This is a genomic window from Anatilimnocola floriformis (genome assembly GCF_024256385.1).
GTDB lineage: Bacteria > Planctomycetota > Planctomycetia > Pirellulales > Pirellulaceae > Anatilimnocola > Anatilimnocola floriformis.
This window is the reverse complement of record NZ_JAMLFW010000002.1, coordinates 2001661-2026120: the sequence shown is the minus strand read 5'-3', so window position 1 is coordinate 2026120 and position 24460 is coordinate 2001661. Positions and strand designations below refer to the sequence as shown.

The 24460-nt window shown below is 58.7% G+C and carries 14 protein-coding genes; 11 read left to right on the top strand and 3 right to left on the bottom strand.

The features are described 5' to 3' along the window. Positions 1–349: 349 nt before the first annotated feature. The 9 genes from M9Q49_RS32605 (at position 350) to M9Q49_RS32565 (ending at position 17293) form a co-directional block, all read left to right on the top strand. Entirely contained in the window at positions 350–2731 is a 2382-nt protein-coding gene (locus M9Q49_RS32605; RefSeq protein ID WP_254513494.1) for a tetratricopeptide repeat protein, read from the top strand. A gap of 102 nt (positions 2732–2833) precedes the next feature. Next, positions 2834–10588, top strand: coding sequence for a tetratricopeptide repeat protein (locus tag M9Q49_RS32600; protein ID WP_254513493.1), 7755 nt, complete (start codon positions 2834–2836; stop codon positions 10586–10588). A gap of 112 nt (positions 10589–10700) precedes the next feature. Continuing rightward, the gene (locus M9Q49_RS32595; protein WP_254513492.1) at positions 10701–11738 is read left to right on the top strand and encodes a MotA/TolQ/ExbB proton channel family protein; all 1038 of its coding nucleotides are present in this window, start codon (positions 10701–10703) and stop codon (positions 11736–11738) included. Positions 11739–11793: 55 nt separating this feature from the next. Then, positions 11794–12222: an ExbD/TolR family protein gene (locus M9Q49_RS32590; RefSeq protein WP_254513491.1), complete on the top strand. Its 429-nt coding sequence runs from the start codon at positions 11794–11796 to the stop codon at positions 12220–12222. Between the two features lie 19 nt (positions 12223–12241). Beyond that, on the top strand, positions 12242–12661 hold the full coding sequence (locus tag M9Q49_RS32585; RefSeq protein ID WP_254513490.1) for an ExbD/TolR family protein: 420 nt from the start codon (positions 12242–12244) through the stop codon (positions 12659–12661). Between the two features lie 36 nt (positions 12662–12697). Beyond that, positions 12698–13111 carry a hypothetical protein gene (locus M9Q49_RS32580; RefSeq protein WP_254513489.1) on the top strand — a complete coding sequence of 138 codons (414 nt, stop codon included), beginning with the start codon at positions 12698–12700 and terminating at the stop codon, positions 13109–13111. 6 nt (positions 13112–13117) lie between these two features. After that, positions 13118–14650: a DUF4159 domain-containing protein gene (locus M9Q49_RS35885; RefSeq protein WP_254513488.1), complete on the top strand. Its 1533-nt coding sequence runs from the start codon at positions 13118–13120 to the stop codon at positions 14648–14650. A gap of 2 nt (positions 14651–14652) precedes the next feature. Next, positions 14653–16299, top strand: coding sequence for a tetratricopeptide repeat protein (locus M9Q49_RS32570; protein ID WP_254513487.1), 1647 nt, complete (start codon positions 14653–14655; stop codon positions 16297–16299). A gap of 673 nt (positions 16300–16972) precedes the next feature. Beyond that, the gene (locus M9Q49_RS32565) at positions 16973–17293 is read left to right on the top strand and encodes a hypothetical protein (RefSeq protein WP_254513486.1); all 321 of its coding nucleotides are present in this window, start codon (positions 16973–16975) and stop codon (positions 17291–17293) included. Positions 17294–17877: 584 nt separating this feature from the next. Here M9Q49_RS32565 and M9Q49_RS32560 read toward each other — a convergent pair. From M9Q49_RS32560 to M9Q49_RS32550, 3 genes are all read right to left on the bottom strand, one after another. Then, on the bottom strand, positions 17878–19143 hold the full coding sequence (locus M9Q49_RS32560) for a DUF1501 domain-containing protein (RefSeq protein WP_254513485.1): 1266 nt from the start codon (positions 19141–19143) through the stop codon (positions 17878–17880). Positions 19144–19283: 140 nt separating this feature from the next. After that, positions 19284–21440 carry a DUF1553 domain-containing protein gene (locus M9Q49_RS32555; RefSeq protein WP_254513484.1) on the bottom strand — a complete coding sequence of 719 codons (2157 nt, stop codon included), beginning with the start codon at positions 21438–21440 and terminating at the stop codon, positions 19284–19286. A 303-nt stretch (positions 21441–21743) separates the two neighbouring features. Further along, positions 21744–22580 (bottom strand): hypothetical protein, encoded by an 837-nt coding sequence (locus M9Q49_RS32550; RefSeq protein WP_254513483.1) that lies wholly within the window; start codon positions 22578–22580, stop codon positions 21744–21746. Positions 22581–22738: 158 nt separating this feature from the next. Between M9Q49_RS32550 and M9Q49_RS32545 the strand changes: the two genes are divergently transcribed. Together M9Q49_RS32545 and M9Q49_RS32540 are read left to right on the top strand one after the other, a co-directional pair. Beyond that, the gene (locus M9Q49_RS32545; RefSeq protein ID WP_254513482.1) at positions 22739–23395 is read left to right on the top strand and encodes a LamG domain-containing protein; all 657 of its coding nucleotides are present in this window, start codon (positions 22739–22741) and stop codon (positions 23393–23395) included. A gap of 23 nt (positions 23396–23418) precedes the next feature. Further along, positions 23419–24288, top strand: a complete 870-nt coding sequence (locus M9Q49_RS32540; protein ID WP_254513481.1) for an alpha/beta hydrolase — start codon at positions 23419–23421, stop codon at positions 24286–24288. Positions 24289–24460 lie beyond the last annotated feature (172 nt).

The window sequence follows — 24460 nt, the reverse complement described above, 5'->3', positions numbered from 1 at the left end:
CGGGTCGCGGTCTTCTTTGCCGGGCGACTCTATTTCCAGCATTCCCTGCAGTTGGCGTAACAACCATCCAGCGCCAGGTCATATCAGAGCGTCTGTAGGGGTGGTGTCAGCCGGGCAAGCTAAAGCGATTAGTGCTGCTTGACTCCCCCCTGTCGGGCAAATAACGTAACTGAATGCTCCCTTGCGGGTTTGTGCAACAGCAATGGGCTTTCTGCTGCGTGTGCGCAGGCGGAGCATCAGCGATCCATCCCGCCAGTTGGCCCACCTGCCCTGCAGTTTTGTGCAACCATCGTTCGCCCGGCTTCCTCGGCTGCGCGGTCGTAGACCTTATTTCCAGTGGGTTTTTCCCATGCTGCTTCGCTCGTTTTGTCGCACGCTCTCCGTTCTGGCAGCCGCGTGTTTATTGACGCTCTCCGCTGGGGCTCAGCAGCCGGAAGCTCCTAAGGAGGGAGAGACTGCCGTTCGTGGCTCGATCGTCGAAGATCGTCTGGCCAAGAAGCTGATCGAAGCCGGCGACGCTCGCGTCGATGCCGACGAAGGCTCGAAGGCCGTCGAAATTTGGAAGTCGGTGATCGAGCGCTATCCGCGCAGCAAACATCGCTTCGAGGCGCATCTGCGACTGGGGAACTATTTCCTCGATAAAGAACGGGCTTACGAACGGGCCCGGCCTCACTTTGAAGCGACGGCAGCCGAGGACAATCGCGATGAAGAGCAGCGGGCCGAAGCAACACTCAAGCTGGGCATTTGCTATTACCACAATCGCAACTACGGCAAGAGCTTTCAGATCATGCGCGACGTGATCGAAAAGTTTCCCGTCAGCTCGCAGGTCAACGAAGCGTACTACTATATCGGCCTCGGCCATTTTCAACTCGGCCACTACAGCCGGGCGATTCAAGCCTTAGAAAAGGTCGGCACGACGCTGAGCGGCGAAGCCAATCAATCGTCGAAGCTCGAAGCGGGCAAGCGATTCTTTCTGAAGATCGAAGACGCCGATCTAGCCGTGCTCGAAGCCAATCAAACGATCAAAGTTCTCGCCAAGACAACTTCGGGCGACGAGGAGCAAATCGAATGCTTCCCCGTCGGCCGCAACGTGCGACTGGTCCTCGGCAGTCTGCCATCGCGGTTGGGCAAGCCGACCAAAAACAACGGCATGCTGGATGTGCGCGGCGGCGACAAAGTGAGCGTGGTCTACACCGACGAGCACACCGCAGACAAGAAACTGAAGGTGCCTGTCATTCGCGAAGTGACCATCGTCGGCACTGCGAATGTCTCGCTGACCGATGGCGCGTTCGCTGAAACGGTAAATGGCGTCGTGCTTGGCAAAACCGTCAACGTGCGGATCAGCGACGGCGACCGCGATGTATCGGATGGCCCCGATCAGATCAAAGCCGTCGTGGAAGTCTGGCGGCAGAAGAGCGAACCTGAAATCGAGGCCGAAATCGCAGCCTTGAAAGGAAAGCCTGCCGCAGCCGCGGCTGGTGATGCCCCTAAGAACGAACAGGAAATCGAACGCTTCAAGCTGGTCGATAAGCTCGAGCTAACGCTGACGGAAGCCAAGGGCGCCGTCAGTGCGGCCTCGCGAACTTCGCCGACCAAGTCGGGCGATCAGCCGGTGAACCCCAAAGCGGGCTCGGCGGAATCGCTCGTTGATCCCGCTCCAACGGCCACTCCTGCAGCCGCCGCCGACGAACCCGTCGATGACGGTTCGCTCCACACTGGCATCTTTCAAGCGACCGTGTCGCTCGTCAAAGCCGAAGAGCCGATTGCCGGCGATCAGATTCTGCAAGCGCTCCCCGCCGATCAGGTGCGGGTGACTTATGTCGACCAGCTGCATTTCAAAGATGAGCCGCGCATCGTCATCAGTAAGGTCGCGTGTCTCGAAGGGAACATCGGCGGTGTGCGGGTGACGAAGGCCGAGATCACCGATCAACAGCTCCGGGTGCAGACGCAGCTCAAAACGGCCGATGCCCTCACGCAGATCGGCAATCGCTACAAGGAATTCGGCCTAAAAGAAAAGGCCTTCGAAAAGTACGACCAGGCCCTCGCAGTCTGTGACGATGTTGCCGACGAAGCTCGCAAGCTCGGCGGCACGCTGCTCGAATCGACTTACGTGCAGCTGTGGAACATCTACTTTGCGATGGACAAGCTCGACCTGGCCGCGGCCATGTGCAGCCGATTGCAGAACGAATTTCCCAGCAGCGGTTTTGTCGACGACGCGATGCTGCAGCTCGGCGACGTCGCCAAGAAGAGTGGCGACCTGCAACGCGCCATTAGCATCTACTCGCGCCTGGCAGATATGAAGACGAGCCAGCTCCGCGGCGAAGCGCAGTTCGGCATCGCCGAGTGCTACGAGACGATGGCCAACAAAGCGCCGAACCCGGCGAGCGCTTCGCAGATGCAGGATCGGGCCTTTCAAGAGTTCAAGAAGGTCTACGATCAGTTCCCCGAGAGTGGCCGCGTCGGTGAAGCCGTCGCCAAGATGGCCAACTACTACTACACGCAAAAGGATTACGCCCGCGCGGTGGATACGTTTGAAACCGTGTTGAACAATCACCCCGATGCCAAGTTCCTCGATGTGATTCTGTTCAACTATGGCCGCTGCCTGTATCGCATGGAGCGAAAGGCCGATGCCCGCCGCCGCTTCGATCAATTGATCGGCGAGTTCCCCGAAAGCCCGCTCGCCGCCGACGCGAAGAAAATTTCCGAAGCCCTCGCCAAAGCTGGTTTCTAGTTTTCCCCATTGTCGTCTTTCGCTCCGCGAAAGACCGGCCGTTCGCGGAGCGAACGGCGACAATCAGTTCACTCACAGAAAAAACTCCGTCAGGAATTCCCCATGCGTCGCTCTCTCGCCACCGCCTGGATCGCCGTTGCCACCGCTTCGCTGCCGCTGAGTGTCTTTGCCCAAGCGCCCGCACCGATGGCAGCGCCGGCTGTTGCCAACCAAGAAGCGGTGAACGACGACATCAGTCGCCAGGCCTCAGCCCTGGAAGCTGAACTGGGAAAGCACAAAGACAACTCGAGCGAAGCCGCCGAAGTGATGGTCAAGCTGGTCGACCTCTACCACAAGGAAGGCCGCTTGTTCGGCCTGGTGCGGGTCGGTCAGACGTTTGTCGTGGCTCACGTCGGCGATGCTCGCCATCAAGCGGTGATGCTGAAGTTGATCGACGGCCTCGAGGCGCTGTCGCGCAATAAGGAAATGAGTTCCACCTGCCGGCAGTTCATTGCCCGCTATCCACAAGCGCCGCAGGTGGCCGAAATCGAGGTTCGTCTCGCCGCCGCGCTTGGTCAGATGGAAGATAAGAAGGCCGCTGCCGAAGCGGCTCGCGCGGTGTGGAGTCGCCAGGGAGCCAACGAAATTGGTCGTCGCCATGGCGTGCAGGCGATTCAGTTTTTTAACAGCATCAACAACGGCGAATCGACTACCTTAGCCGCCACGCTCGGCGAAGAGATGCTCGACAAGTTGCCCGGCGGCGAATTTGCCAAGGAAGTCGGTTACCAAGCGTTTCACGATTGGCGACGAATCAGCCAATGGGCTAAATCGACCGTCGTCGGCAACAAGATCCTGCAAAAGAATCTCGCCGGCGACGCCGAAGGACAACGGCAATATCATTTGTGGCTCGCCGAAAACCACGGCAACCTCGGCCAGCATGCGAACGCCGCCGAGAGCTATCGCCAGGCCCGTGCGCTGCGCGACGATCAGTTCACGCACTTCAATCAGGTCTATCGCCTGTATCACGGCGGCGGCAAGCCCGATCAAATGCAGCCGCTCGTCGATCAGTACGTGCAAAAATATCCGCAGCGGCCCGATCGCTTTCAGCTGCAGTCGTATCTCGCCGCCTCGCTCATCAACAATGGCAACAAGCCCGCCGGCGTCGCGCTCCTCGCCACTCTCCTACCGATCGAACCGGCCTTCAACAGTAACGCCTCGATCTTCGTTCGTGAGAACGGCGCCGAACCACCGCAACTCGCCGACAGCGAAGCGAAACTTCGCGCAGCGCTCGCCGCGAATAAGGACGGCGCTTATTACCTCCGCTACGTTCTCGCCTTCGATCTCTATCGCGATCGCCTCAAAGACATTCCCAAAGCAAAAGCGATGGCCCGCGAGCTGATCCAGCAGTCGCCGACCGAAGATGGACACACGGCGGGTCCGATCGAATGGCTCCTCACCAATGCAGCCGACGACAATGAGTTCCGCAGCGATCTGAACTTGATTTTGACTGCCCGTCAGCAGAATCCGCACCTCGTCAACATTCGCGAATGGGTTCGCAACTGGTACACGGCCAGCCGGCAGAACAAAGACCTGAAGGATCGGGCCGCGATTGCCTCCGAAGAATTGAAGAAGAGCGACGCCGTGCCGATCATTGCGCAGTTCGTCGAACAGCGAACCGGCAATCCCAATCTCGCTGACGACATCCGCGAAAAGATTCTCAAGCCCGAGGTTTTCAACACGCTGAATGAGCGGGCCGCCCGGAACGTGCTGCAAACGCAGGCCGATTACTACCGCCATTACGCTCCCGGCCCCAAGCGCGGCGAGCAAGTTCGCATCTACGCGCAGTACGCCGCCAAATTTCCGACCGATGCCCAGGTCGCTTATTACTGGCTGGAAACTGCCATCGACTACGGCAAGCCCGAAGATGGCAAAGCGGCGGCGCTGCACTTCATGAAGTTCCCACCCACCACGTCGAACGGCGACGTTTGGCGCCGGCTGATGATTGCAGCCGATAAGAACAACGACGAAGCGCTGATCAAGCAAGTTTTTGCTTGGATCAAAGCCTGCGAACAGCAAAACGGCTTCGAGACGCAATATGCCTCGGGCATCGGCGATCTGCTGATGAAGTACAAGCTCGAAAACGAAGCGGTCGCCTGGTGGACGCATTACTCCACATTCAATCGCCAGCATACCGAAGCTCGTGAATGCGCAAACCGACTACTGAGCCGATTGAAAGAACCGGCCCAACGTTTTCCGTTGCTGGTCGATTTGATCAAGGCAGATACGGACTTCTTCGGCCGTTACGGCATGGTGCTCGCCAGCGATGCTCTCGCGGCAAATGATTTCGCGGCCTTCGAACGCTACTTGAAGGGAATTTACGATCGTCAAAAGGAACGCCCCTTCCGTGGTGCTGATCTCGATTTCAATACCGTCAACGGTTGGGGCGATGGCGTTCGTGCCAATGCCATGCTGAAGGACGAGGACAAGAAGCGGGTGCTCGTCGCCGTTCGCGACTTGCAGTTCTATCCTTCTTCGGCTGGCGCTGCCCTGGCGTTGCTCGAAAACGAAGCCGTTGCGCCGGATAAAAAGATGCAACGACTGCTCGAACTGCAGCGGTTCACGCGGGTCGTCGGCAACGAATGGTATGACTTCGATCGCATCACGCCGTTCGTGCAAAGTGCGGTTGGTCGCAAGGATTTTCTCTCGGCAGCCACGCTGGCCACGGGCATGCTCTCCAACATTACGAATGTCGATGAGCCTCGCAAAAAAGCGGTTCGCGATCTGGCCACGCAGTCGTTGGCTCGCATGGGCGCCGTCGGTTTGACGATTGACGATTCAAGCCCGCTAGCGCCGCTGCTGCAGGCCGCGCTCTACTATCGTTTGGGCGATGAACGCCTGGCCTTCGACGCTTATCTGGCCAACAAAAAGCTGTTTGACGAAAATCGCAACCAGTTGCCGCCTGACCTGATCACGTTTGTCTGTGAAAAGCTGATGGCTGCCGGCGGCGATGCCAACCATGACAAGGTCGAGGAAATTCTCCGCGGTTGGCTCGTGGCTTTCAGCGAATCGATGCAGGTCGAAGATGCCACTAAGGCCCGCATGCAGCTGGCCCTGGCGCGCAACTTTTTCAAGGCGCAGCGCTACGACATCGCTCGCAGCGAATTCACCACCGTCGTCAATCGCTACGCCAAGACGCCGCAAGCCATCGAAGGTGAATTCGGCGTCGGCGAAACGTATCTCGCACAAAAAGTCTACGATCAGGCCGAAGCGGTCTTCGAAAAATTGGCCCGCAGCGCCGAGATCGACGTCGTAGTTCGCGCCGAGTTTCTCCGTGGTGTGCTGGCCTTCCGCCGCGGCGATCGCGATGAAGCCCGCGATATTTTCCGCTCCGTGCTCGAACGCGTTCCGAACGTCGAGCTCGCCAATCAGGCCCTGTTCAATCTGGCCGAAGTCTACGGCGCGGAAGAGCGTTACATCGATCAGCTCAATTTGCTCCGCACGGTCGGTCGCCTCGGCCGAGCCAGCAAACGCCGCCACGTTCCCGGCATGCCGCTGTCGATCGTGGTTCACGATAGCGACCTCGGCATCAGCCGCGGTCATAACCGCATTCCTGTTCGCGTCACGACCGTTCCCGGCGGCGACAGCGAAATGGTTTACCTCACCGGCTCCGGCGCGGGGAAGGGTTTGTTCCGCGTCGATGTCGAAACCCGTCTCGGCCAGGCCACGAAGGACGATCGCGTGTTGCAGTTGATGGGCAACGATGTGATCAAGTGCGACTATCCCGAAGAGTTCAAAGCCGAGTTCAAGAACGTGCCGCTGTCGGATGTCGAAATTCGCGTCGCCGCCGATGCCAGGTTCGAGATGGCGAGCAATCCGATCATTGATGAACAACTGGAGTCGTTCAGCGAAAAGCTGGCCCGCGAAACCGCGGCCGAAACTGCTGATGAACGCCGTTCACAAATTCGTCCCAAGACGCAGATCAAACCCGGCAATCCGGTTTATCTCCGCGTGAAGGATGGCGACCGTGACGTGACCAATGACGCCGATGAAATCGTCGTCAAGCTCGCAGCCGACAGCGGCGACCAGGTGCAAGTGAAGCTCAAGGAAACCGGGCCGCACACGGGCATCTTTGAAGGACACGCGAAGACGGGTGAACTCCCCGCCGGCGCGCTCGCTACCGACACTGCCATCGATCACAGCCCACTGATGGCCATCGATCGCGATCCCAAGAGCACCTGGATGAGCCAGCCCGATGGTGGTGCTCCCAAGTCGCTAACGATCGACATGAAAGATCTCAAGCCAACCGCCCGCGTGCGGCTGGCGATTCCCGAGCCGACGAAGCGAGCGCCGGTGCGCGGCGAGCTCTTCGGCAGCCAGGACGGTGAATTCTGGTTCCGCATTGCCAGCCAACCCGAAAAACCGTCGATGACGACGGCTGGCGAATCGGGCCGGATGAAGCAAAAGGTCTTCAGCGGCGATTACACGAATTACACAACATGGGATCAGATCGCCGCGCTGGCCAAGAACAGCAAGGCCATCGAAGACACCGAACCCGAGCAACTCAAGTGGGTCCGCGCCGCCGATGGTGACGATGCTGCCAAGCGGTTCGCGGTTGTCTGGCACGGCAAACTCGTGCAGCCGCGCGATGGCGCGGTTCGCCTGCAAGTCAACGGCTTCCGTTCGATGATCGTGATCAACGGCCGCGAGCAATTGCCCCTCGGCAACGGTGGTCGTACGGTCGATGTGTGGCTCCCTGCGGGCGCGCACGATGTGACGATGTTTGCTTCTTCTGCCGGTGGACAAAATCCGGTCGAAGCTCTCATCGCGCGGGCTGATCTCAACAAGAGCACGATCAGCCTCGTGCCCTTCCGCGCGGCCGACTTCGATCTTGAACAATCCGCCGCGAAGAAGTCGCTCGAAGCCGCCGCGGCCGCGGCAGCTGCTCCCACGGCCGGCAACTTGGTGCTCGGTCTCGCGGATGTGAAGGTCAACAAGAAGACCGAAAAGTTCGGCGTGACGAAGGACGGCAGCAATGTCGATCACATTGGTTACTGGCAATCGCCCGACGATTCCGCGGCCTGGGAAATCGAAGTTCCCGCTGCGGGCATTTACGAAGTCTGGGCCAATCATACTCACGGCGGACCTGGCGGCTCGTACAAGATCGAAACCGCCGGGCACGACGCAATCGTGCAAGTTCCCGATACCGGCGGCTGGAATAACTATCGCCAGGAACGTGTCGCTCGCCTGCAATTTCAAAAGGCGGGCAAACACACCGTCACGATCAAGCCGATCGAGATCAAGGGTGATGGCCTGCTGGATCTGAAGGGGCTCGAACTTCGTCCCACCAAGGGCGCGAGCTTGATCACCGTCGGCAACGACTGGGAATTTCACTTCCCCGAGCAAGGCCTGCGTTACGTGCGGTTCACTTGCCAGGAATATCTGGGCGAAGCGGTTGAATTCAGCAATATCGAAATCGCGGCTGCTGATCCCACGCAGGTCCACATTCCCACCAAGGAAGACGTGCTGGCCCTTGCGGCCAATCAGTCGCTCGAAATCGCTGCTGGCGACAATGTCGTCGGCACTTATACCGATGAGTTCACACTCAACGAACAAGGCGGCAGCCAGCTGCTCAGCAGCAAACTGCAAGCGACCTATTTCAACGCTTCGATCCACGCGATCGCTTATGACTTCGAACGGCAGAACAACGGCAACGTGGTCAACCTGCGCAAGGAGTTGAAGCGGATCGATCCGGGCGAGCGGATCACGGTCGAAGTAACCGACTATGATCAAGACACGACCAATCAGCGCGACACCGTCAAGCTGCAAGTGGTCGTCAACGATGGCGAACCGATCGAACTCATTGCGACCGAGACCGAAGCCAACACGGGCGTCTTCACCAAAGAAGTGGATACAGCCGCGCTGAATCCGCCGCCGATGGTGAACACCAAGGGCAAGGCTGGTTCACAGCCGGTCACCGCTGCAACCGACAAGCTGAAGGTGAAACAGGGGGATCGCGTTTATATTCGCTATCTCGATACGCACAACACCTTCCCCGGCCATAGCGTGCCGCGCGAAGCCGCCGTGTATGTCACCGAGCCGTCGCTGGCCAAGGTGCGCGTGTTGGAAACGCGACTCGTGCCGCCGCCGAAGAAGTCGACCGCGCCGCCACGGGCGACGGTTCTAGCGCCGGTCGAAGGAAAAGAAATCAGCGGCGTAGCCTTCGAAGCGCCGCTGACTGTCGAAGTGATCGATCCTGACGCCGCCAAAGATAGCCGCAGCACGGTGACCGTAAAACTCACGACCACCGACGGCGCGACGGCCGAGGTGCAGTGCCAAATTTCGAATCAGCTTTCGCAAACGCCCACGACGGTCGACCCAGCCTGGGCACTCGAGGAAGGCCGTTTCATCGGTCAGGTGATCTTGCAACTCGGCGGCAAAAACAGCGCCGCCGAAGTCGCCCTCACCACGTCGATGCCGCGCAATCTGATCGGCAAGGTGAAACTCAGCGACGAAAAGAGCGAAGCCACGGCCGGCGCCAATCTGGTCACGCACGTCCTCAACGTCACTGGCAAGGACATCATCTCGGCGACGTACGCCGATACTCGCCGTCCTGACAACAAGCCGGCGAACGTCGCTGCCAAGGGGCGTCTCATTTCCAACGGCGTGTTGGTTTGCACCGATCGCGATTACGAAAAGCCGATCGAACATCTGCACGTCGGCGAAAAGCTATTTCTCAAGGTGACCGATCCCGATCTCGATGCCTCCGATGCTCGCGACGTTGCCGAAGTGGTTGTCATGACCGAACTCGGTGAAAAGGAAACGGTCCGGCTCGAAGAAACACTCGCCCATAGCGGCGTCTTCACCGGTTCATTGCAGCTGAAAGCGGTCGACAAACCGACGCAAGGAAATCTCGATCCTGCCGATCCGATCATCGAGACCTACTTCGGCGACAACGTGATCGTGAAGTTCAAGGACCTCGCGGCCAGCACCGAATCGGGTGAGCTCGAAATGCAAGTCGAGGTTCCCGTCGTTGTCGGCACGAACGGCCTGGTCGCTGCCTTCAGTAAGGCCTTCAACGACGAAACGCTCGCCGTCGAAACCAAGTTCCGCGTGGCCGAGAGTTACTTCGAGCTCTTCAAGAGCCACAAAACGCTCGGCCGCGATGACGAGAAGAAACTCGACCTCGAAGCCGGCCGGCGGATTCTGCGTGAAGTGATGGAGGACTATCCCGATCCGAAGTACGCCCCGCGCGTGGCTTACTTGCTCGGTCAATTCGCTCAGGAACTCGGTCAGTGGGACGAAGCGATTCGTTCTTATGACATGATCCTGCGGCAGTTCCCAGATCACACGCTCGCACCCGATGCTCAGTACAAACTGGCGCAGACCTACGAAGAAGCCGGCGACTTCGATCAGGCCTTGGAAGCGTACGTGACGCTCGCCGCGACGCATCCCAAGAGCCCGCTAATTCCGAACGTGATGATCCGCATCTCGGACTATTTCTATAAGACCGAAAAATACGACATCAGCGCCCAGGTCGGCGAGAAGTTCCTGGAGCGGTTTGCGGCCCATCAGAACGCGCCGCGCATGGCTTTCCGCGTCGGGCAGTGCTACTACAAATCGAAGAAGTACACCGTGGCCGGCAAGAGCTTTGACGGTTTCACGAAGCTGTTCCCCGACGATGCGCTCGCCGCTGATTCGCTCTTCTGGGCCGGCGAAAGCTATCGCATGGGTGGAGCCAATCGCGAAGCCTTCATTCGCTACAACAACTGCCGCTGGAAACATCAGGAAAGCGAAGCCGCCAAGTACGCCCGCGGCCGCCTCGCCCTGCCAGAAATGCTCAATCAGTTCGAAGCCGAAGCCAATAGTGTGGACGAGTGATGGATTGCAGGTTGAAGATGGCAGATTAGAAGACAAAGCGAACCTTCCTCCTCGATCTGAAATCAAAAATCTGCAATTGAATTAAGAACAGACTCCCTTTCGGAATAAACGCATGACCCTCTCTGCCCTCCTCCTCTCTCTCGCCCTGCTCGGTCAGGTCGACGACATCCTGGCCGATGAAGCCAAAGCGCAAAAGGGCGTGAAACCAACGCCGCCACCAGCTGCGGCGCCGGCAACTCCTGCCCCGAAAGCTCCTGCGGCAGGAACCGAAACGGAACCAACGGCTGATGCCGTGAACGCGGCCAAAGGCGAAGCGGGAAAAGGCAAAAAGACTATTTCCGCGGGAAAACTGGCAACGGAAGAAAGCAGCGCCGCGGCAGCCCCTCCACCGGCCAAAGGCGACGTGCAGCCAACTGGCCTGGCCAAGGTCTTCAGCGATTTGTGCAAGACCGGCGCGATGGGTTACATGATCGAAGGCGGCATTTTCATGTGGCCGATTCTCGTGCTGGGAGTGCTCGCCGCCGGCGTGATCATCGAACGTTATCGGGCTTTGCTGGTGTTCAACAGCAAGGATGAAAAACTCCGCGCCGACGTGCTCAAGTTGATGCAGGACGATCACGTCGAAGAAGCGTTGCAACTTGTCGAACGTCACCGCGGCCCGGTTCCGGCCATCCTCGGCGCCGGCCTGCGAAAGTACTTGATCGCCCGCCGCCTGGGTTACGACGCAGCCAAGACCGAAGACCAGGTGAACAAGGGAATGGACGACTATTCGGCGCACATCGTGGCCGCCATGGAAAAGCATCTGCCGATTCTGGCGACGGTCGCTTCGGCTGCGCCGATGCTCGGCTTCCTCGGGACGGTGGAAGGGATGGTGTTCTCGTTCAAGGACATCGTCGACACGCTCGGCGAAGTGAACATCGTGGAAGCCGCCGCGGCAGGCATCATGGTGTCGCTGCTCACCACCGTGTTCGGGCTGATCGTGGGCATTCCCGCGTTCGTGGCCTTCAACTACTTCACCAGCGCGATTAACGGCTTTGTGCTCGACGTGCAAGAGTCGGCGGCAGAGCTAATCGAAGCGGTGACGTTTCAATTGGCGTTAGCAGAGAGAGCCGGCGCTGCGGCAGAGTCACCCGTGAGTACTCATCGTTAGTCTTCGTTTCGGCCCCTACTTCTGCCTTCTCACTTCTTCCTTCTGCCTTCAAACCATGGTCGCTCGCGGAACCAGCAAACTGCTCGTTGAACCTGCCGCTGTCGCCACGGGCGATATCGCGTTCAACCTGATTGTGTTCTTCCTCGTCTGCGCTTCGTCGCAACCCGACAGTGGCCGCAAGCAAGACATTCCGTCGAGCCAGCAGCAGGCGAATCAAGAACAGAAGCAGGAACACACCGAAATCCTGGTGACCAAGGCCGGCATCGTGATGAACGGCGCGGCGGTTCGCAGTGCCGATCTGCCCGGGCGGTTGGAAACGCATTTCAAAGGCAAGCCGCGGCTGGAAGATCGCGTCGTGGTGATCAAGTCGCGTCCGGACACGCCGTATCAGAATTGGATCGAGGTTACCTCGATCGTGCAGGATGCGGGCGGCAGCATCACGATCCAGCGAGAAGAAGAACAAACCGTCACCGTCGGCAACTAGCACAGATATTTAACGCCCCATGAAAATTCCTCGCCGAGCTTTGAAAGCGGATGTGCCGTCGACGGCGATGGGAGACATTGCGTTCAACCTGCTGATTTTCTACGTCATTCTCGCGCAGGGCCAGGACGACAGTCACGTCAAATGGAATCCTGCCACGGCGAAGAATCTCGAGAATCACAAGGGCGGCAAAGTTGCCGTGGTGATCGATGTCGACGGCAAGATCTATCTCAACGGCAATCAGAAAAGCGAGACTGAACTGAGCGATGCCATCGGCCGCGAACTGGGCGAAGCGCCCGTCGGCGAACGAACCGTGCTACTCAAAGTCGACAAAGACACCACCGCCCCACGCTTCGAACCTGTCATCGAAGCCATCAGTCAGGCCGGTGGCGAACTGATCCATATTCTTCAGCAAGAAGTCGAAATCAAAGATAAAAAATAGTGCGTACCCCTGCGCGCATTCAAAGGTGAAATAGCAATGCTCAAAGACTTGGAAAACATCAAGCACAACGGCTCGGCGTCGCTGGTGGAACTCAAGCAGTTCCTCAGTCGCTTGCAGGGTCGCAGTCCGCAAGAGGTCGTCGGATTGGTCTCGACCAGCCTGCTCGTGCAAAGCATGGTCATCGCCACGCTCGGCTCGTTGGCCATCATGGTTGCGTTCACTGTCGGCCCTTACCTCATGTATGGTCCACCGCAGGTCAAGCAAGCCAAATCGGGGCCCGGCGCAAAGGCTGCCGCGCCAGTTGCCGCAGCTCCCAGCAACGCCGAAGAAACGGCGAAGCCCGCCGACAATGAAGGCCGCTACAAAAAAGCTCTCGGCGTCGATGAAACGAAAACCGCCGACCCGAACAAGAACCCGCTCGATATCGATAACTTGCTCGACAAAAAGTAATCGCTCGTGACCGCTCCCCATCCATCTCGAACTCCGCTCCAACTCAGCGTGCTGTTTTACGGCCCGCTGTGGTTGCTCGGTGTGATTCTCTGGCATTTGTATCCCGGCGTTGCCTGGGCATTCACCGCGGTCGGTGTGCTGCTGGTCCCTGCGCTGCTGCTCAGCTTCGTGGCTTGGCTGCAGGTTCGCGCCAAGGGTACGCCGCGGCTGGTTTGGACCCGCGCGATGACGCTCGCCCTTATCGGCAGTTGGCCGGCGCTCTGTTATCTCAGCGATGCCCTCGGCATCATTGGCCTGTCGGCTGTGTTGCGTGAGTTTTCGCCCTGGGTCTTCTTCACGCTCGGCCTGCTCTGGGCGATCTGGTATTTGGATTTCGCCTCGGGCGCGATCGAAACGCAACGGCTCAACGAACGACTGAGTCGCGGCGAAATCGTGCATACGGCGACAGACGAAAATGCTCTCGCGCCGCTGACTGCCAAACGCGGTTGGAATCCCTTCGATCCACACGCCTGGTATTACGGCAGGTCAAACGGCAAGCTCAAACAGTCGACGCTGGTCAGCATGGGTTATAGCGCGGCCTTCTGGGTTGGCTGGTCGGGGCTCCTTTACCTAGCCACGTTTCGCGGCTGCGGTGAAGAAGAGTCTGCCGAGATTCCCGGCGGCGGTGGACAGTATAAACAGATCGCCAGGCCGCAGTCGGTAAAGATTCAAAAGGTGGTCCGCAAAAAGTTCGTGGTCAATCCTTATAGCGCGATTAAGTTCGACGTGCCGCCGATCGATCAGGTGCGGCTGCAACTCGAGGAAGTCACCGACCACGCTTACACCGTCGGCTACGGTGGTGGCGATGGCACGGGCGGTGCAGGTTTCGGCGGCGGCACCAAGGGGGGCAAGATCCGCTTCATCCGTCTGCAGTACGACGGCGGCGACTGGGATCAGGAGTTCGGCATCGGCGGCGACGAGAACATGCTGATCCAGTTTGACATCCTCACCAACAAGCAACACAAGATCGAGAAGAACACCGAGTTTCGCAGCATCGCCCAGCTGGCCAATTTTGCCCCCGAGGCCACGCCGCCGTTCATGTACATGACTGGCCAAGGCAACATTAGCCTCGCCAACAAAGATGTAAAAATCCTCCGCGAGTATTTGATCGACCGCCATGGCATGATCTTTTGCGACAACGGCGGAAGTAAGCACTTTCACAATCAGTTTCTCGCCGCGATGAACCGCGTGCTTCCCGAAATTCGCCCTGTGCCAGTGCCGCTCGACGATACGATCCATCGTGTTCCTTATCCGCTGCCGTTCCTCCCTTACGTCGCTCCGCACGGCGGCAAGCAGGCGCTCGGTTGGGCGCTCGATGGCCGCTGGCTCGTTTATTATCATCCGGGTGACATCGGCGATGCCTGGGCCGATGGTCACTCGGGCGTCAAACCCGAAGTGTATGAAGCCTGCTATCAACTCGGCACGAATGTGATGACCTACGCCTATGTCGAGCGGAGCAAATGGCTCCTCGGCAAACAGCAGACGAAAAAGGGGAAGTAGCAATGACGACGACGAGTTTTTGCTGCGAATACGCAGGTTATCGCACGCTAGTCGCTGCTCTCCTTGTGCTCGGAGGTTTGCTGACTTCCGCCCGCGCCGACGAGCTCAACGAGCTCTCGCTCGATGGCTGGAAGCAACTCAAGGAAGTCGAGCGCTATCAGCTGCAGATTGCGGACAAGTATTTCCGCGAGAACAATTTCAAAATCGCTGCCGCCGAGTACGAAAAGTTTCTCGAGCTGTATGAAATGAGCAACGGTGCGCCCTACTCGCAGCTGAAGTGGAGCCTCTGCCAGGTGCAGCTCCGCAAGCAGAACACTGCGATCAAGGATGGCTTTCAAGCGGTCATCGACTACTGGCCCGATTCGCCGCAAGCGACCTCGGCCGCGTTCTTCATCGGCCGCACGTACAAAGACATCGGTCGTATCAAGGAAGCAAAAAAGGCTCTCCGCGATGTCGTCGCGAAATATCCGGAGCACCTGGTCGCGATCTACGCGATGAACGATCTGATCGACATTTCGACGATCGAAGACGACCTGCCGACGCGACGCGAGTTGTGGAAGAAACTCACGTTCGACACCAAGCGCAACCGCGACTCCAACCAGACCTGCATCAACGCTTCAGTCGCGCTCGCCGCGCAAAGCTTCCGAGAAGGTGCTTTTGACGACGGCGTGAAAGCCCTGGAAACCACCTACAAGCCGCCGCTGATCGCTCATCGCGTCCATGAATATGTCCGCCAGCCGCTGGCCGAGCTGATGGCTGCGAAAGAAACGACCGCCAAGGGCGAGAAACTCGCGACTCAAGCCATCGCCTGGCTGAAGCAAGCAGCGCCGACCGATCTGACCAAACCGGAAGACAAAACGCTCGCCAAAAAGTGCGGGCTCGATGCCCTCGACCTGATGGCCGTCGCCAAAAAGGACGATGCCATTCCCGCCGCGTATGAAGCTCTTTTGAAAACACTCGGCGGCACTGACGATGAGTTGCTTGGTCGCCTGGCCGGCTTCTACAAATCGCGCACGAAGTGGGACGAAGGCCGCGCGACCTATCGGCGTTACACCAACAAAGCCGAAGGGCTCAACCAGGTCGCCTACAGCTATCGCGAACAACAGAACTGGCCTCTCGCGATCGAGTCGTACAACCAAGCCATCGCCGCCGCTGAAGAAGCACCGCGCAAGGCTTATCAGGCCGAACTGGCTCAGACCTTGCGAGCCGCCAAAAAAATCCCCGAAGCCGTCGCCGTCTATGAAGATCTCTATCGCGCCGACGCCACGAACGCCAATCGTTGGCGCTACGCGATCGGCGAAACCTATCGTGAAGCAAACCAGCTCAAGGAAGCGATCGGCCATTATCGCCAGTGCGACAACTTCCCCGAGCAGTACAAGATGATGGCCTGGTGCCATCGCCACCTGAAGCAATACAACGAAGCCATCGTGCTCTACAACCAGGTCGCCAGCGACCCGGCCTCGGCCCCGTGGGCACTGCTGCAAATCGGCTACACCCGCGAAGAAGCCGGCCAAAACGAAGAAGCCATCAAGGCCTTCCAGCAAGTCTGCAAAAAGTTCCCCAGCGACTCACACGCCAGCACGGCCCACACGCATCTCAACAACAAGTACAAGATCTTCCTGACGCTGGGCGGGGCTAAGGATGAGTAAGCTAGCCTGATGGAACGCGTCGAAAAGTCCTAAACTGGCGCAGAAGGGCCAGCAGATGACAGGCGATCTATTCTTAGACAATGAGGGGTATTTATGCTTTCAGGGCATTACCCTTCGCGTTGTAAGACACTACGACAAAGATCTCATTAGCATTACTCCGCTACGTGTTATGTGGCCCGATACTGAAGGCGCATGGATTGTGGTAAGGATCGATAGCTGCCTGGACAACATTGGGGGCGAGCAGGTTGTCGAGGGACAGCTCGATATCATTTCGCAGCTGGCAGATGATTTAGCACGTCGGAATCTGCTGGATAGTTTTTGCTTCCCGTCGTACTCTGCAGCGAGGGCGGCCGCCCCAAAGGTTCCCTTGCGTTTCACACGGCGTGGCCTTAACTCATACCGAGTGGAGGCGTGGGCCTCTACGCCGAGTGGTACCGCCTCACCATCCGCGCAATCGACCGTGACTCTGGAGGCTTCCGAAACATCACTAGGAATGCTTGAGGCGGACCTTGCAGAGTTTCGCAGTGCAATTGCGACGTACGTCGGCAGCTGACATATTCCAAATAACAATCTTTAGATTACTGCCCGATCTCCGTGAAGCATTCGCCGGTTCATTGAAGTAAAGTTCGCAGTTTGCGACTGATATTCCGAACTCGAATTCCAAGGGTCGGTCATGAAACTCAATCTACGGGACCTGTTCTGGCTGCTGTTGGTTCTTGGCCTGGTCTTCGCGCTATACCGATCGCGGCGTGATGAAGTGCAGCTCCGCAGCGCGGCCGTGCGAACCGATTGGAAAATCCGAGTGCAGGATCAATTTCTCCGCAACAAAGGAGTTGCAGTTACCGACGATGGCCAGGCAATTACAGTCACTGCGGACGACTTGAAAGCCATCGTCAATCCGCACGGATTTCAGACTTGGACTGCCAGCGGCCAGCAGACGACGGCCACGTTTCCCAAAGCGCCTCCCTACTCCTGGCCTCCAGTGCGGAAGTGAGCGCTCACACGACTATCGCGAGTTGTTTACGTCTACTCCGTGTCTCCACAGCAGTTTCCAGGAGATTGCCCCAGCAAATGCCCCGACGATCGGCGGCAGCAGGAAATAGCGAAATAACTCATATTCCGAAAACCACCCGCTACTGATTGGATTGACGCATAATTGCGCGACTCCAGCGCCTAGCAAGACGCTGAAAATTAGGCCGAAGATGTTGCCCAAATAACGAATCATGTAGGACCAGGAATTTGCCCGCCCTGAGATGGCGATACTGTACCGTCTGGCAGCACAAATCGCCACGCATTCGGCCTTATCCTTCGGTCGATCTGTTCCAGCGGCCAGTAGACCGACGACGACCACCTTCCGCCCATTCGATAGGGAGGTCGGTAGGGCGGCATGATGCTGTTCCGCCACCCTTGGCAGCCTGGCACTACCAACGCGAAGTAGCTCCCCATGTATAACACCGGGAGGAGCAAGAGCCCGATGGCAATGAGCAACGGGGCGGCGTTCTTTCGCGGTTTGTTCATCGCGCTATTCAAGGACCTGGCGCACGAACCTAGGGGTTCGTGCTACAGGCCATACTGAATCTACGAGATCAAACCGCTGATCGGGGTGCCGTTGTCGACGAGCTTCATCGGGCGGCGGAGTGGGGTCATGACTTCCTTGTTGTGGTCGATGCCCAGCTGTTGGCAGACCGTGGCGTGGATGTCTTGCACCTTCACCGGGTTGTCTTTGGCGTGAGCGCCGTCTTCGTCCGACGAGCCGTAGACCGTGCCGCCCTTGATGCTGCCGCCGGCGATGAACACACTGAAGACCGAGGCCCAGTGATCGCGGCCGGCGTCCTTGTTGATGACGGGCGTGCGGCCGAACTCGCTGATCATCAGCACCAGCGTCTTCGAGAGCTGGCCCGAATCGGCCAGGTCTTGAATCAGCGAAGCCATGCCCGAGTCCATCACTTCGCCGTGATTGCGCATCGCGGGGAAAACGTTCATGTGGGTGTCGTAACCGCCGCGATTGATCTGAATGAACCGCACCCCCTTGTCGACAAGTCGCTTGGCGAGCAAGCAGCCGCGGCCGAAGGCGTTGTTGCCGTAGCGTTCGATGGTTTCCGGCTTCACCTTGCTGAATTCGAAGGCTTCGAGGGCCGGGCTGCGCATCAGCTTGACGGCTTCGTCGATGCTGGTCTTCGTGCTCGTCAGGCGTTCGTCTTTGTTGGTCCCTTGGAAACGCGTGTTGAACCGCTCCAGAGTCTCCAGCCGCTTGTTGCCACGGACCTCGGCGATTCCTTCGGGGAAGGCCAGGTAAGGATCTTTGTCGCCCGGTTGCGGCACGAAGTAGGCTTCGCACTTCTGGCCGAGATAGCCAGCGCGGTGAGCGTTGCCGCTGATGGTGATGAAGGCCGGCAGATCGCCGAGCTTCGGCAGTTCATGGGAAACGACCGAGCCGATGCCGGGATAAATCAAGTTGGGGAACGGCAGGTAGCTCGTCGAGACGTGATGCGTCGCGCGGCCGTGATCACCCTGCGTGCCGGCGACCGAGCGGATGATCGAGCAATGATGCATCTGCTTGGCGAGGAGCGGGAAGATCTCGGAGATCTGCACGCCGCTGGCGCTGGTGTTGATCGGGGCGAGCTCGCCGCCGGTCGGCCGACCCGGCTTGGGATCGAACGTATCGATGTGCGACATGCCGCCGCCGTTGTGAAACAGAATCACGTGTTCGGCTTTGGCGAGGTGATCCTTGCCCGCCGCAGCGAGCAGGCTCGGCACGTTCATGCCCAGGAGCGAAGCCGAGGCAACACCACTCGCGGCCAACATGGCCCGGCGCGACATTCGATAATCGAGGCAACCAGTCATGGGAAAACTCCTGGGGAAAGGTTCGTGGTTCTTAGTCGGGAGGGCGAGGCTCCCGCCGAGCCGTAACGGTGAAATATTGAGGGTTGCCGGCGATTGCTTTCGACCGGCGCGGCTCGGCGGGAGCCTCGCCCTCCCAAAATTTAAGGCAGGAAACGGAATTCGTTGCAGTTGAGCAGGACCCAACGCAGGTCGGCCATACCTTCGAGCGGGTTAGCGCCGCCGGCGATGATTTCTTTGGCTTCGGTCAGTTCTTCCGCCGAGGGGCGGCGAGTCATGATTTCGAGGTAAGCGAGCTTCACGGCGGCGTCGAGGTCGGGGGCCTTGCCGGTGAGGAGCTTGTGCATCGGTTCGAGATCGCCGACGCGGGCGGCTTCGTGGGCAAACTTGCCGTTGAGCATCATCAGGGCTTGCCGCATGTTGGCGGTGTCGTCGCGCAGATCGCCCAGGTCGCTACGGTTCGGCTGGCCGAACACTTGCAGAAAGTGGCCGTTCGGGGCCGGCGATTGCATCCGCAGCGAAGTGTTGTACGAGGGGTTGTCGTCGATCACCTTGGCGATCGTCTTCTCTTCATACTGCATCCGGTTGTTGCCACCTTCACGTTGCATCCGCATCGCTTCGATTTCTTCACGCGACTGGGCCTGCATCGCTTCAACTTCCACTTCGTCCTTGGCTGCTTCTCGCAGCACGGCGCCGAAGTCGACTTCAATCGCGTTTTCGAGAGCGTAACCGCCGCCAGCCATCGCCATGGGTGCGTTCATGCCGGCCATTCCTCCCGCCATCATCGCGGGATTGTTACCGCCAGCGACCAGTGAGCCGGCCTTGGCAAGGTCGCCCGGTTTGCCGGTGCCAGCCTTCGCGACGCGGATCTTTTCGTAGATGGTCTTTTCGTTCTTGCCCGGCGAGTGCTTTTGGCCGAACAAGTGGCCCGCCGTGATCACGCTGTCGAACAGCGCTTCGGCAATCATTCGCCGCATTGGCGTGGCGAGCATGTTCGTTTCCATTTCCATGCGGGTCAGTTCGTCGGCTTCGCGCGGTGCGTGGGCGCGTTGATAAGCATCGCTGGTCACTACCAGACGGACGAGCGACCGCAGGTCGTAGTCGCTGGCGACAAATTCATCGGCGAGGTAATCCATGGCGGCTGGATGAACGGCAGGATTGTCCTCGCGGAAATCATCGACCGGTTCGACAAAGCCACGGCCGATCAGCGTCTTCCACACGCGGTTGACAAATGAGCGGCTGAAGTAGCGGTTGCCCGGCGCGGTGATCGAATCGGCCAACTGCTCGCGGTAGTCGCTCTTCTTATACAAGCTTCCTTGAATGTCGATACCGCGGAGGTCCTTTTTGGTCTCCTTGGCGGAACCCGTTTCGCCGATCTTGCCGGCGGCGACTTGCGTGGCGTTGACCGACGATTCGGCCAGCAGATCGTCGATGCTCGGGCCCTTTTTGGTGGCAGCGATCGCGTCGGCCTTGGCTTTGCGAACTGCTTCCATTCGCACGATGTGCTTCGGCTTGGCGGTGAACTTGTCGAGCGCGAACGGGAACCGCGGATTGAGCGGTTTACGATCCTTGGCGGGGACTTCGCCTTCCGGCGGCCAGAGGATGGCCGTTTGGTCCATTTCGGTCGAGTAGACGACCTTGGTCAGCTGACTTTCATAGCGGCGAGTCTTGCCGAAGTAAGCAGCCAAGTCGTAGAAGTCTTTGCGAGTCCAAACGTCGAACGGGTGGTCGTGGCACTGAGCACAAGCGATCCGCACGCCGAGGAACACTTGCGACGTAATGCTTGCCATGGCTAGGGGATCGGCTTCGTCGGAAAGGACAAAACCCGCTTCGGGAATCTTGCCGGCCTTGCCGTTGATCGAGATCAGTCGACGGGCGAGCTCGTCGTAAGGCATGCCCTGCTCAATGGCTTGGTGGACGTAAGCGATCATCGCTTGGCCGCCGGTGGCGTTCGAACGCATGCGAAGCATATCGGCGAAGAAAATCGTCCAGCGGTCGGTGAACCGGCCGTCTTTCAGCAGTTTGTCGATTAGTTTTTCGCGGCGGCCGTTGGGCGGCATTGAGGCGAACTCGCGGACCTCGCCCTCGGTCGGAATGCGGCCGATCATGTCCACATAAATGCGGCGAATAAACGTGGCATCGTCCACCACGGGTTGCTGCGGCAACTTCAGGCCGGCGGCCTTGTTAGCTTCGGCAATTAGTTCATCCACGCGACCTGCAGCCTGAACCGGCGTGACCATCGCTAAGGTCAGCAAAGTCAGTGCTAATTGAGACAGGCAGAGAAAGCCAAAACGCTTCACTTTCAACTCCTTCATACTCGCAGCAAATCGCGAATCAGGCGGGGAGGGCGGCAGTTGAATGGCCTAGGCAGGGCGGCACTCAGTGGCAGCACGGGTAACCGCAACCGGGATGATAACCATCAAATCAGCTTTATGTCAACTTTTTCCCGGGTGTGATAAGGAATGGCCCGGCGGGGTGGAAATGTTACCCAACGCATCTCGGATTTGGGCTTACGGACGTTTTTCTCCTGATAAAGCAACTGCCTACTTCAGGCCGAGGTTTTGCCGGTTTTTTTCGGACTCGGCCGAGAAGTGCCGTTTGGCTTACGACCAGAGGGCGTTCACCGCTGCCAGGAAAGATCCTGCAACCCCGACAGCTTCCGGGACCGCCGCGTTGTCGAGTTCCAGCAGAGCAGCCAGCAGCGCCGCATTGAGAACTTGGCCATCGCCAATCCGTTCGGCCACCAGTGCCAGCAGCCGCGCCAGGCGATCCTGCGGCGAGACCTCCGCTGCCAAGGTCGTTCGGGTTTGGCCGGCGATGGCCGACCAATTCCGATCGCGGCCCAACGCAACAACGGGAGCCAGCACGCCGCGGTCGAGCAGATCCGTCAGCGCTGCAACCGGGTCGGATTGTTTCACCATCTCAGCCAGGTGGTCTTCGTCACACACCACCGCAGCAGCCGACTTGAACAGCTTCTGATGATCGTAAAAGTCCAAGCCCAAAGACTGCTGGGGCACGTAGATCGTGTTCGCAGGCAACCGGTCCAAGGCAGCTTGCAGCGTCGACGCCTCATCGTCGGGCGACGCAACCAGCACATGCACGCCGTCAGCGTACGGAGTCCAACCAGAACCACCGTCGGCTGGATCAAACATCCCCGGGAACCGGGTGCGTTTGTTCCCATCCACCGCAATCACACCGGTCGATTGCAAAATCGGCAGCGCGGCCCCCTGCAGACCAACCCGCTCGATTTCATGGTTGACGAGATGAACGCCGCGATCGGGGCCGGTGAGCGGATGAACTTGAACTTCCACGTCCAGCTGCTGCAGCTTGGCCGCAAGCGGAAAGATTGGGCAATGCACGGAAAAGGCATTGTACGTGCGGTCGAGCAATTGACGCCGCAACTCGACGGGTGCGATCGCGTAGAGATGAGTGGCGAACACGTGAAAGACTCCCCAGGTTTTGGACTGCAGCTGCCGGACATCGGCAACTCACAACCATGAAGAGTTCGCACTCGTGAAATTTTTTCGCAAGAAACGTGTTCGCGAATGCATTATCCTATCCGCGGTTCTGTTTTCATCATTTGAACCTGAGCCTCTCCATGGTTCGCGCTGCTCTTGTTGTGTATCTGGTCATCGCCAGCAGTGCGGCAATCGCTGCCGAGCCGACGGCCGTCACTTGGAAGATCGACAATCTGGAATCGATCGGCGGGGCGCGCGTAACCGTGGTCGGTAAGCCGAAGGTGATTGAAACCGAGCAAGGAAAAGCAGTCGAGTTCAACGGCCAAGACGATGCTCTGTTTGTCGACAGCAATCCACTTGCGGGCTGGCCGGTGTTTACTGCCGAAGTGATTTTTCGGCCAGCGTCGAAAGGGCCGAAGGAGCAGCGGTTTTTGCATTTTCAGCCAGCCGAAGGAGAAGACCGGTTGCTGTTTGAAACGCGGTTGCCAGTTGACGATCAGTGGTTTCTCGATACCTACGTGCAAACCTCGGCGGGAAAGCAAACCCTGTTTGCCAAGGACTCGCCGCATCCGTGCGATCGTTGGTATCACGCTGCCGTGGTTGTCGATGGGAAGACGATGACGCATTACGTGAATGGCCAAGAGGAATTGGCGGCGGAAATGAAATTCATGCAACTCAGCAAAGGGCAAACTTCGATCGGCTGTCGCTTCAACAAAGTTCATTGGTTCCAGGGAGCGGTCCGCCTGATTCGCGTCTCGCCGACGGTCCTCAAGCCTTCACAATTCCTCAAGCCGTAGTTGTCCTGCGAAAGGTTCACCTCATGCGCACGTTCATCCTCACGCTTGCTCTTCTCCAATTCGCGTCGCTCGCGCAGGGTCAGCTGCCGAAGACGAATGTTCCGTATGTCGAGAACGGCCACGAGCGGCACGTGCTCGATATCTATTCGCCGGCCGGGGCGAAGAACCTGCCGGTAGTCTTCTGGATTCACGGTGGCGGTTGGCAGGGTGGCGATAAGAGCGACGTGCAAATCAAGCCGAAGATTTTCAATGAGCAAGGACTGGTGTTTGTCTCGACCAACTACCGCTTGCTGCCCCACGTCGATATGAGCACGCTCATCGGCGATGTCGCCAAGTCGCTTGGCTGGGTTCACAAGAACATCGCCGCGCACGGTGGCGATCCGCAGCGGATTCTGGTGATGGGCCATTCGGCCGGCGCACAACTCGCGGCGATCCTGTGTACCGACGATCGCTACTTGAAAACCGAGGGCGTGCCGTTCACCGTGCTCAAGGGTTGCGTTCCCGTCGATGGCGACACCTACGATATTCCCGCCATCATCACGACGGTGGAAATGCGCAATCTCGCCCACGGCCTGGCGATGCCCGAGTATGGCCATCGAGTGAAGTTCGGCAACGATCCGAAGAAGCACCTCGACTTCAGCGCGGTCACACATGTCGCCAAGGGGAAGAACATTCCGCCGTTCCTTATCTTGCACGTAGCGGGTCATCCTGACGTGAGCTCACAGGCCCGCCGGTTCGGCCAAGTGCTGGAGAAAGCCGAGGTGCCGGTCACGGTGTTTGGGGCCAAGGAAACGACGCACAACAAGTTGAACGCCGACCTGGGATTGCCCGAAGATGCAGCGACCAAAGAGCTGCTGCGGTTTGTTGAGAAATGCATCGCGCCGAAACCGTAAACTCAAACGTCGCGCAAATCGACGCGAGTGTCATATTTCTCGACAGTGAAACCAGCGTGAAACCGCGGCAAAACCAGCTGTTTAGCCATTGCCATTGAGTCCCACTAGGTTAAATTCGATCTCGATGCTGGCTTGCCTTTGAGCATCCGCAATCGCTTTCGCCCGAGCCAAC